At 48.5% G+C, this 10,717-nt stretch carries 8 protein-coding genes and 1 pseudogene; 7 read left to right on the top strand and 2 right to left on the bottom strand.

Going from position 1 to position 10,717, the window contains the following annotated elements; genetic code table 11:
- Positions 1-364: pseudogene (locus VFS25_RS03325) on the top strand (hypothetical protein); the annotation flags it as partial.
- Positions 365-379: 15 nt separating this feature from the next.
- Here the strand turns inward: VFS25_RS03325 and VFS25_RS03320 are convergent.
- Complete coding sequence (locus tag VFS25_RS03320; RefSeq protein WP_326460693.1) at positions 380-1,249, bottom strand: SDR family oxidoreductase; 870 nt, start codon at positions 1,247-1,249, stop codon at positions 380-382.
- Between the two features lie 55 nt (positions 1,250-1,304).
- Here VFS25_RS03320 and VFS25_RS03315 point away from each other — a divergent pair, with 55 nt between their 5' ends.
- The 4 genes from VFS25_RS03315 to VFS25_RS03300 all read left to right on the top strand — a co-directional run bounded on the left by VFS25_RS03315 (position 1,305) and on the right by VFS25_RS03300 (position 8,170).
- Positions 1,305-1,856 (top strand): RNA polymerase sigma-70 factor, encoded by a 552-nt coding sequence (locus VFS25_RS03315; protein ID WP_326460692.1) that lies wholly within the window; start codon positions 1,305-1,307, stop codon positions 1,854-1,856.
- A gap of 82 nt (positions 1,857-1,938) precedes the next feature.
- Positions 1,939-2,985 carry a FecR family protein gene (locus VFS25_RS03310; protein WP_326460691.1) on the top strand — a complete coding sequence of 349 codons (1,047 nt, stop codon included), beginning with the start codon at positions 1,939-1,941 and terminating at the stop codon, positions 2,983-2,985.
- 89 nt (positions 2,986-3,074) lie between these two features.
- Entirely contained in the window at positions 3,075-6,248 is a 3,174-nt protein-coding gene (locus VFS25_RS03305) for a SusC/RagA family TonB-linked outer membrane protein (protein WP_326460690.1), read from the top strand.
- A 20-nt stretch (positions 6,249-6,268) separates the two neighbouring features.
- On the top strand, positions 6,269-8,170 hold the full coding sequence (locus VFS25_RS03300) for a RagB/SusD family nutrient uptake outer membrane protein (protein WP_326460689.1): 1,902 nt from the start codon (positions 6,269-6,271) through the stop codon (positions 8,168-8,170).
- A gap of 114 nt (positions 8,171-8,284) precedes the next feature.
- Here VFS25_RS03300 and VFS25_RS03295 read toward each other — a convergent pair whose 3' ends face one another.
- On the bottom strand, positions 8,285-8,575 hold the full coding sequence (locus VFS25_RS03295; RefSeq protein ID WP_326460688.1) for a hypothetical protein: 291 nt from the start codon (positions 8,573-8,575) through the stop codon (positions 8,285-8,287).
- Between the two features lie 200 nt (positions 8,576-8,775).
- Between VFS25_RS03295 and VFS25_RS03290 the strand changes: the two genes are divergently transcribed.
- Both VFS25_RS03290 and VFS25_RS03285 read left to right on the top strand, forming a co-directional pair.
- A complete protein-coding gene (locus tag VFS25_RS03290) occupies positions 8,776-9,597 on the top strand; it encodes a helix-turn-helix transcriptional regulator (protein ID WP_326460687.1) in 822 nt (273 codons plus the stop codon).
- Positions 9,598-9,747: 150 nt separating this feature from the next.
- Positions 9,748-10,717 (top strand): TolC family protein (locus VFS25_RS03285; RefSeq protein ID WP_326460686.1); only part of this gene is annotated, 970 nt, incomplete at its 3' end.

Genomic DNA, 10,717 nt, shown 5'->3' with positions numbered 1-10,717 from the left:
CTCGGGCGTGGTTTCCGGTGAGGTGCCCTTTCTTGAGCTGCCCGGCACCACCCGCGATCCCAGCTTCCGCAGCGGGCGCGGGTACGTGGGCGGCTATTTTAAAAGCACGCAGTTTGCTTATGCGGAAACAGAATACCGTTTTCCCATTACCCGTAACAAGCTGTTTAGCGGGGTAGCTTTTGTGAATGTGGAAACAGCTAACGACCGTATGGGCACCCGGCTGTTTGAGGTATGGCAGCCCGCTGCCGGTGCGGGGCTGCGCATTCTTTTCAATAAAGCCACGCGCACCAATTTGTGCCTGGACTATGCTTTTGGCCGCTACGGCTCCAAAGGATTCTTTTTAAACCTGAACGAAACTTTCTGACAGCAGGCGCCCGTCTTAACTCCCTTTACGCGCGGCTTTTAATGTTTCAAAATAGCGTTGCAGCGTATGCGTTCCAAAGGCCGGCGCAATAAAGTCCATAGAAAGCACTGTCATAAAAAATTCTATAGGCCCGTAAGTTTTGCTGCTGGTAAAAGTTCTTAAAAGAAATAATAACCCTTTCCTGATCCAGTGGGGGATATGAGTGATTTTTACGGGGCGGCCGGCCACCGAAAAGGCGGTGCGGGCAATTTGCCCGTGCGTTAATATTTCAGGCCCGCCAACATTTATCTCCTGCTCCCGGCCCTCAATGGCATTTACGCAAACAGTGGCCAGGTCTTCGCCATGTATAGGGTTGGTTTTATACTGGCCGTTGCCGAATAAAAAGATCCTTCCCTTTTCCGCCATTTTATAAAATTCTTCCATATCCGAAAAGTAGCCTGTAGGGCGGATCACGCAATAATGCAGGCCCGAGCTTTTTAATGCATCTACAAATTTTTCCTTGGCAGCGCATATTTTCAGGCGCCTTAATTGATCGCCATGCAAAACGGCAACGTATATGAATTGCTTTACCCCGCTGCGTTTGGCGGCTTCAAGCAGGTTAAGGTTGGCCTGGTAATCCACATCCATATAGGTAAGGCCGTCTTTCTGGTTGGTAATGCCAACAGCCGAAAATACCACGTCAATTCCCTTGCAGCAATCTGCCAGCGCATTTTTATCCGTAAGCGCTGTGGTTATAACCTGGTCTGCCGGTATGCTTTTGGCCGCCAGCTTCTGTGCATTGCGCACCAGCGCAACGGTGTAATAGTCCCGCTTTTTAAGCTCGCGGGCAACATAGCCGCCCAGGTAGCCCGTAGCGCCTGTGACCAGCACTTTTATTGCTTGCATGTTTGTGTGTTTAATAGTAAAGTACAAATAATGATTTTATTTTTATATTTGGAGCATGTACGCGTTCAATACGATTGCCGCATTGAAAGAAGGAGATACTTCAGTTTTCAGTGACCTGTTCCACGAATATCACCGGAAGGTCTATTTATTTATTTTATCCAAAACCCACTCCCAATACATCGCAGAAGAAACTACGCAGATCACATTCATTAAATTATGGGATTACCGGCAGCGGCTGAACGAATCAGTGCCCGTGAGCAGGCTGATATTCCATATTGCCCGCGCTACCTGTATTGATCTGCTCAGGAAGGAAGCTGTTAAAAGCAGGTACCTGAAACAGGAAAGCCCGGAGGAAGCCAGCGCCTGGAATATTACCGACGCAGTAGAGGCCAAGGAGCTGCAGCTGCTCATAAAGCAGGTAGTGCACAATATGCCGCCTGTAAGAAGAAAAGTGTTCGAGTTAAGCCGTTATGAACTGAAGTCCTATAAAGAAATTGCCGAGCAGCTTTCCCTGTCCGTTAAAACAGTGGAAAATCATATGTCGCTGGCCCTTAATTATTTAAGAAACTTTCTGCTGCTGCTGTTATTACTGTTATACCTGCCCTGAAAAAAAAATTCTCTTCTCATTAGGGGATGCCCCTTTTTCAAACGATATATATTTAAGAAGCTCCAAATTATCTTAACTGGAAATGATGCAAAGGGAACTGATTGATAAATATTTCAGGAATGAATGCAGTGATGATGAAAAGCAGCAGGTACTGGAATATTTTCAGAATAATCCCGAAGAGTGGAATAAGTACATTAGTGAGGACGACTGGGACAATTTTACAACAAATGAGGAGCTGGATCCTGGCCTTACAAGGAAACTGTTTAAAAATGTAAGCAGGCATTCCTTTAAAAAAGGGAACAGAGCCAAAACCGCCTGGCTGGCGGCTGCAGTGCTGGCCGGACTGGCCATTGGGCTGTTATGGTACCAGGCTGGTAAAAAAAACTATGATGCAAAAAGCGGGGCCGTTTCCGGGGCCCTGGCGCAGATGGCGGAAAGAAGGAATGCTTCCGATACGCTGATGCGCATTGTGCTCGATGATGGCTCTGTGGTAATATTATCGCCCAACAGCAGCATCCGGTTTTATGAACCGTTTGTATCACACAACAGCAGGATGGTTTACCTGTGGGGAAAAGCCCTGTTTAAAGTAGCGGGAGATAAAGCCAGGCCGTTTGTGGTGTATTCAGACCGGCTTGCAACAACAGTGCTGGGCACGCACTTTACCGTACAGGCATTTGCAGAAAGTGATGTGATAAAGGTAAAGCTGCACCAGGGAAAAGTGCAGGTAGCGGCGGTTGACACTATCCATGAAAAATGGAAAGACAAAGCAATTTTGCTGCCCGGCGATGAGCTGACCTATAATAAGCTCACCATGCTGGCAAGCATAACACGTAAGGCGCCTGCAGAGCAGATGGTAAAAGCCGGGCCGGCCAACCGGGAAATGCATACCGTTCGCAGGCCCGACTGGTACACGTTTGACATATCGCCGCTTGCAGAGGTGTTTGATCAGCTCAGCAGCTATTACCAGGTGGATATTTATTACTATCCTTCTGACATACAGAATAAATATTTTTCGGGAAGAATGCATAAAACAGACACGTTAGAAACTATACTGAATGACATAGCAGTGCTTAACCAACTTACGATTGAAAAACAGCAGGGACATTATTTTATAAGAAAGAAAAACTAGCCGGAATTATATGGGTCAAATATCCTGGATCGCTGAGTAGGTCAGCGGCAGGGCCTTTTATTGTCTAAACACAAGACAGCGTTTATAAGATGAAAAAATGGAGTTCCACGTATGCACTGCTGGGCATTGCTATTATGCTCAGCCTTATCCCGCTATTGCTGCAGGCGCAGCAACATCGCTCAGATGTTACGGGTATTGTAAAAAGCGAAGAAACAGGAGAAGCGCTTTGGGGCGTTAGCGTTACCGTTAAAAACGCCGCCAGCAATTTTTCAGCCTCCGTACAAACAGACAGCAGCGGCGTTTTTGCTTTCAGCCGGCTGCCGGCCGGGCCAGGCTACACCTTTACCTTTTCCTACATTGGATTTGAAACACAAACCCTCTCGGGCTATGACCTTAAGCCCGGCGCCGATTTTTCGTTGCGGGTAGAGCTGAAAGTGGCGGAGCAGAAGATGAATGAAGTGGTAGTGGTAGGGTATGGCTCTATGCAAAAGAAAGACCTTACCGGTTCCATCAGCCAGCTGAAGACCGCGCGGCTCGAAAAGGAGAGCCCGCGCTCTGTGCAGGACCTGTTGCGTAGCGGCGTGCCTGGGTTGTATGTTTCGCAGAACACATCGGCCAAAGGCGGCGGCGATCTGCTGATACGCGGGCAGCGCTCCCTGAAAGGAGGCAATGACCCGCTGATTGTGCTCGACGGCGTAATATTCTTCGGAGAGCTGTCGGAGATCAACCCGCAGGATATAGAACATTTTGATGTGCTGAAAGATGCATCGGCCGCCGCCATCTACGGCGCAAAGTCGGCTAATGGCGTAATCATCATCACCACTAAAAAAGGTACTTCAGAAAAACCAACCATCCGGTTCGACGCAAGCACCGGCATTGCCACCATGGGTAAAAAACGTGAGGTGTACGACGCGCAGGGCTACCTGAACTACCGTACGGACCTGTTTAACAGCACCACCCGGTGGGCCACCCCGGCAAAATACGTGGAGCCGACACCGGAAAATCTGTCGAAGTACGGCATTACGCTCAACGACTGGCTGGCTTACGACGCCCTGGGAGGCGATCCTGAAGATATATGGCTGCTGCGTATAGGCTTGTTCGATAAGGAAAGGGCAAACTATCACAGGGGCAGAACTTACAACTGGTTCGACGGCTCTTTCCAGCACGGGCTGCAGCAGGATTATAATGTAAGCTTTTCAGGCAGGAACAAGGATAAGCTGAATTACTATGTTTCCATGGGCTACCTGAATAATGAAGGCATTGTTGTAGGCGATAAATACCGCGCTTACAGGTCTAATATTAAGGTAGACGGGAAGGTGAACGAATGGATGCACACCGGCGTGAACATCAATTTCCAGGACCGTTCAGATGGTAACCTGGCCGTTGACTGGGGAGGGCAGATCATTAACAACTCGCCCTTTGCCACACCGCTTGATACAAATGGTGTGCTGGACGGCCAGCCAATGGGGGCCAGCGTGAACCAGGGCACTAACACCGCCTACAGTAACCAGTATAAGCAGCTGGAAAAAGGCTACACTGTTTTAAACGCCACCATTTACCAAACCATTAAGCTGCCTTTTCATATCACCTACCAGATGAACTTCTCACCGCGCATGCAATGGTTCTATAACCGGTATCATGAATCATCACAGAATCCGCTGTGGTCTGATAACGGCAAGGTGGTAAGGGAAAACACCAAGAATTTCGACTGGCAGATAGATAACATTATTACATGGGACTACACCTTTGCTAAAAAACACCAGGTAAAGGTAACGCTGCTGCAGAACGCAGAAGAGCATAAGTCATGGAACGAGAGCATTACCGCTACGGATTTCTCTCCCACAGATGCCCTTGGCTTCCACAACATCGGCGCGGCCAACCCCTTAAAAACCAGCGTTAGCAGCAACGACCAGCACAGCACGGGCGATGCGTTAATGGCCAGGTTGTTCTACTCATACGATAGCAGGTATATGCTTACGGCCTCTGTGCGCAGGGATGGGTATTCCGCATTCGGCGCGTCCAATCCCAGGGCCACTTTCCCGGCGCTGGCATTTGCATGGAACTTTGCCAACGAGCGTTTCTTCCACTGGTCGCCCATGAGCATGGGCAAGCTGCGCCTGTCATGGGGTATGAACGGTAACCGTTCCATTGGCATATACCAGGCGCTGTCTAACCTTACTACAGGTACGGGACGTTACCCTTACGTGCAGCCCGATGGCACCGTGTACGAGCTGTCGCAGCTGTATGTGGACCGTATGGCCAACTACGACCTGAAATGGGAAGCCACCTCCGCCTGGAACATAGGGCTTGACTTTGGTTTCCTTAACAACCGTATTACCGGTAACCTGGAATTATATTACATGCCTACTACCGATTTGCTGATGGATCAGTCACTGCCCGACTTTACAGGTTTCAGCGTTGTAACCACCAACCTGGGCGAAGTAGTGAACAAAGGCCTGGAGCTGGGCCTTACATCGGTGAACATGGAGCGCAAAAACTTTGAATGGACCACCACCGTGGGCTTCTTCATGAACAGGAACAAGATCCGGCATCTGTACTATACTTATGAAGATGTGCTGAATGATGAAGGCAAGGTAGTTGGCTCCAGGGAGATCGACGATATATCCAACAAGTGGTTCATTGGCCACGATATTGCCTCTATATGGGATTACAAAGTGCAGGGTATATGGCAGGAGAGCGAAAGGGAGCAGGCCGCCCGCTATGGCGAAATACCGGGCGATGTGAAGGTGGAAGATGTTAACAACGACGGGAAGTACACGAACGACGATAAAAAGTTCCAGGGTTCCACCACACCAAGCTTCCGCTGGACCCTGCGCAACGATTTTACGCTGTTTAAGAACTTCGATTTTTCCTTCAACCTGTATGCTAACTGGGGCCACAAGGCAACCTCCGACGACTATTTGAATAATTTCGGCGCAGGCACCAGCTGGACCAGTTCCTATGTCAGGAAGTACTGGACGCCGGAACACCCGTCCGACACGTATGCCAGGCTCAATTCCACCAACGTGCAGAATATAACGCCCAAGCGCGTAATTGATAAAACATATATCCGCCTGGATAACGTGGCTATTTCCTATTCGCTGCCGGCAAGTATTACCAGGCGGCTGGATATGAGCCAGTTCAAGATATATGCAGGCGTGCGCAATGTTGCGGTATGGGCAAAGGATTGGGAATACTGGGACCCGGAAACCACTTCATTAATGCCCAGGTATTATACAGTTGGATTGACTGCCACTTTTTAAAGTATCAAACTGAGTTTATCATGAAGATCACACTATATAAAACTGTAAGGATTATACTGTTGGGGATAGCCGTGCAATTGCCCCTGAGCTGTTCAAAAAACTGGCTCAAGCCCGATCCGCTGTCCTTTTATGAACCCTCTGTTACCTTTACTTCCAGGGAAGGGCTGGAAGCCGCTATTACCAGCTGTAACAGGAACCTTAGCCATGTATGGGCAGGAGAGGCCGCGCCCCTGATCACGGACCTGATTTTTTCAGACGTGGCGGTTATTGGCACTACCGATAAATCAGGGCCGGCGCAGGACCTGAATGCCATGATCACGCCTACTTCCAATAACAATGATATTAATACCAACAAGGTTAACTTTTTTTGGTTTGAAGGATATAAAGGCGTTAAATACGCCAATACCATTATATCCAATGTAGACAGGGTGCCGGGGCTGGACTCTACCCTGAAGAACCAGATGCTGGGCATGGCCTATTTTCACCGCACCTTCCGCTACCTGTGGCTGGTATTTGACTTTGGCGATGTGCCGCTGCTCACCAAGGAGATCACTACCCCGAAGTTCAATTTCCGCTCAACCAAAAGAGAGGTGATACTGCAAAAGCTGGTGAGCGACATGGAGTTTGCAGTGGCGCATGTGCCGCCCACCGGCGATTTTGGCATGGTTACCAAAGGCGCCTGCCAGCAGCTGCTCATCAAATGCTACCTGGCAGTGGGCGAGTTTGACAAGGCCATTGCAGTAGCCAATGATCTTATCAACAGCTCGGGCTACTCGCTCATGACGGAGCCTTTCGGCACTTTCGTAAATCCCATGCCGGCGGTGCATAATATTACAAGAAATGTGATCTGGGACCTGCACCGGGGACCCAACAAATCCATCGCTACCAACAAAGAAGCCATTTATAATATCATTAGCCGGGAAGAGTTTTCAAACAGCCGCCAGGATATGTTTACTATGAGAATGGCGCTTCCTTTTATTTCAGGCACCGGCAATCAGCTCATCAGCACCCCTTCCGGTAAACCCGGCATGAGCACCAGCTATAAGCTAACGCACGACAAAATAGACCTGCGCAAGACCTATGGCCGGGGCGTAGGTATGTTAAGGCCTACCTGGTACAGCACCAGCACTATCTGGGATGATACCAGCGACCTGCGTCACAGCACCAGCACCGGCAACTGGATGCGTATGGAAGACATGGTTTATAACAATCCTTCGCTGCTCAGCAGCGGCGATCCGTATTACGGGAAACCGCTGCAGCTTTATAACAGCGCCGGCAAGCTGCTGGTGACCGATACCGTACGGGCCTGGTACGACTGGCCCCATTACAAGCTGTGGGTGGAAACGCCCAGGAGTGAAACAGTGGATAACTATAACGGCGGCGCCAGCGACTGGTACATTTACCGCCTGGCCGAAACCTACCTGCTGCGTGCAGAAGCCTATTTCTGGAAAGGCGACAAAGCAAATGCGGCTAACGATGTAAATACCATCCGCCGCAGGGCGCATTGCACAAAAATGTACACTGCCGATGAAATGACAATGGGAAAGATCATGGATGAAAGGGCCCGCGAGCTTTATTATGAAGAGCTGCGGCATATGGAGCTGAGCCGGGTATCTTACATTTTTGCTATTACCCACAAAGCCGATGAATTTGGCAAAACCTTTACGGTAGATGAGCTATCCAGGAGCAGCTACTGGTACGAGCGGGTAATGCGGTACAATAATTTTTACAGCAAGAATGTAAAAACCACGTACGGCGCTGTATTCACGGTGAGCCCCTACCATATATTATGGCCGGTGCCGCAGGGAGATATAGACGCTAACCGGGAAGGCCGGCTGAACCAGAACTTCGGCTATTCGGGGTATGAGCTGAATCAACCGCCGATTGATAACCTCCAGGAAGCAATAGACGCGCAGAATTAAGAATTACAATAAGCAAAAACGCGCTTGTGCGCGGCAGTGTTCATACCGGAACAGCGCCGCCGCAAGCGCGTTCTGTTTGTTTATAAACATGGAAACATAAAGCAACCAGCCGTACTAGTTGCCGGCAAAGGGGGTACCAAATATACCCACGGCAAGCTCCGCCCAAACAAGAAAGCAAACCAGGAGAATTGAAATGCAAATAGCAGCCCGGTAGCTGAATTTCTTTACCTTCCGCAATACAAGCTCGCACGAAAGGCCGGTGCCCAGCAGCAGCACGGCGGCTACAATAAAATCTATGGGCGTCCAGTTCACCTCACTGGTAAATTGCATTGCAATTAACGGTATGGATAATAAAACTGCTATGGTAATCAGAATGGCAAAAAGCCGGGTGTTTTTAGCGGTCATAAGAATGCATTTTAACTGTTATTCTTACTTTGGAAAGTACTTTGTAGTCCAAAGTAAATTTAAATTTTTGAATCCGCCAAATAAATGCATAAGGCATAGGCGGCTTTTTACAAAGCGCTCCCAAATCAGGTAAGTCATTAAGATTTCCATAAATTTGGAAAAAGGATGTTATTCGGAGAACTGCCGGTTAAAACGCCATTATGGTAACTAAATTACAGGTAAAAGATAAAAGCGAATCTGGTAAATCGATCATGGTTTCCAGGTTCAGGAAAGAGATCAGGAACACTACTCCCCATAAGCATAATAACTACTTTGAGATCCTGTACCTTTCACAAGGCAGCGGCTACCATTTTATTGACTCCAGGAAATTCCAGGTAACGCCCCCGGTTATGTACCTTGTCCGGAAAGACCAGGTGCATTACTGGGAATTGGACAGTGAACCGGATGGGTTTGTTATCATCATTAAAAAGGCATTCATTGAGGAAAGTATGGATAGTGAGCTGAAATTCCTTTTTACGCAGATTAGCCGGGAAAGCTGCATCTTCCCAAAAGATAGCACCATCACCCACCGGCTCTTTGACCTGCTTACGGCAACGGATAAGAAACAGGGAAAATATGCCTACCATGTAACGGAGGGTTTGCTGAAAGCGCTGCTGGCTCATGTGCTGGAAGAAGTAAAACCGTTTACCGGTAAAGCGGAGATCACCTCCAATTTGTATCAATCATTGCTCTCATTGCTGGGCGCCGAACAAACAGTGAAAAATAAAGTGCACTACTACGCGGAACAGCTTGGCACATCCCCGCAAAATTTAAATGCTGCCTGCCGGAAGGCGGTTAATCAGTCGGCAGAAGATGTACTGGCTGAATTTATTGTCAGTGAAGCCAAAAGGTTGCTCTTATATACGGATAATACGATTGCGGAAATTTCATTTCTGCTTGATTTCAACGATCCCTCTCACTTCGTAAAATACTTCAGGCGAAAAACCGGGCAAACCCCTCTTTCTTTCCGGAAAAACGGTTGATACCAGAATATTTTCAAATATACCATAAAACAGTAGGGGTATTTGCAATATTTGCGCTCACAACCACCACTGCAGGTGTAAAGCGTTTTTTTACCCTATCGCCTGCTTTTCCTGAAGTTTGACACCTTTAAATAAATTAACATGTACAGGGTGAAGCTGAGGCTTTTATCATGTCTTATCTGCCTGTTAATAAATACGCAGCTGTCATTTTCACAATCGCCGGCAGATACAACATTGAAAGCGTTGTTGCAGCTGGCGGAAGACAGCTATCCATTGTTAAAATCCAAAGCATGGGAGGTAAAAGCAGCCGAAAAGGCGATCACTACCAGTAAAAACTCCCTGATACCTTCACTGGACGCCTCCTACCAGGTTAACTATGCCACCTATAACAACATTACCGGGATGGTATATTCGCCGTTGCTGGTGCCAATCAGCGGGCCGCCCGCTGCGGCCAACCACTATGAGGGCGTATTCGGCAGTGCTGCCAGTTTGCTGCTGAACTGGCAGCCGGTAACTTTCGGGCAGCGTGGCTCCCGGGTAAATTTTTCCAGGGCCGGGGCGCAGTATGCAAGGGCGGATGCAGGCAATGAAATATTTCAGCATAAGATCAGGGTCATTAATGCTTACCTCGATATTATCACCGCCACTGAACTGGAGAAAGTTTACCAGGAAAACCTTGCCCGTACAGAAGCAACTTTATTAATAGCCAGGTCACTGGTGATAAACGGTATCAAGCCGGGTGTAGATACTGCGCTGCTGAAAGCTGAAATGTCCAGGGCAAAGGTGGAACTGCTGAACAGCCGTAAGTACAAAGAACAAACGATCATTACCCTTTCAGGCCTGCTGGCTACAGACAAGCTGCCCGCCGTTACCGACACCAGTTATTTTATAAAGTTACCTGCCGGTTATATGCCTGCAGATACCACCGTAAACCCGTTGCTTTTACTGTATAATTCCAATATTGCATTGAGTAAAGCCCGTAAAAAGGTGCTGGGAAAAACAGCCATGCCTACCCTGGGCATATGGGGTACGGCCTATGCGAGAGGTTCGGGAATTGATTACAATGGTAATGTGAAATCTGCTGACGGCCTTGCATTTCAGCGGTACAACTACGGTTTGG

It is taken from the genome of Chitinophaga sp. (assembly GCF_035761305.1).
Classification (GTDB): Bacteria; Bacteroidota; Bacteroidia; order Chitinophagales; family Chitinophagaceae; genus Chitinophaga.
This window is presented reverse-complemented; position numbering and strand designations above follow the sequence as displayed.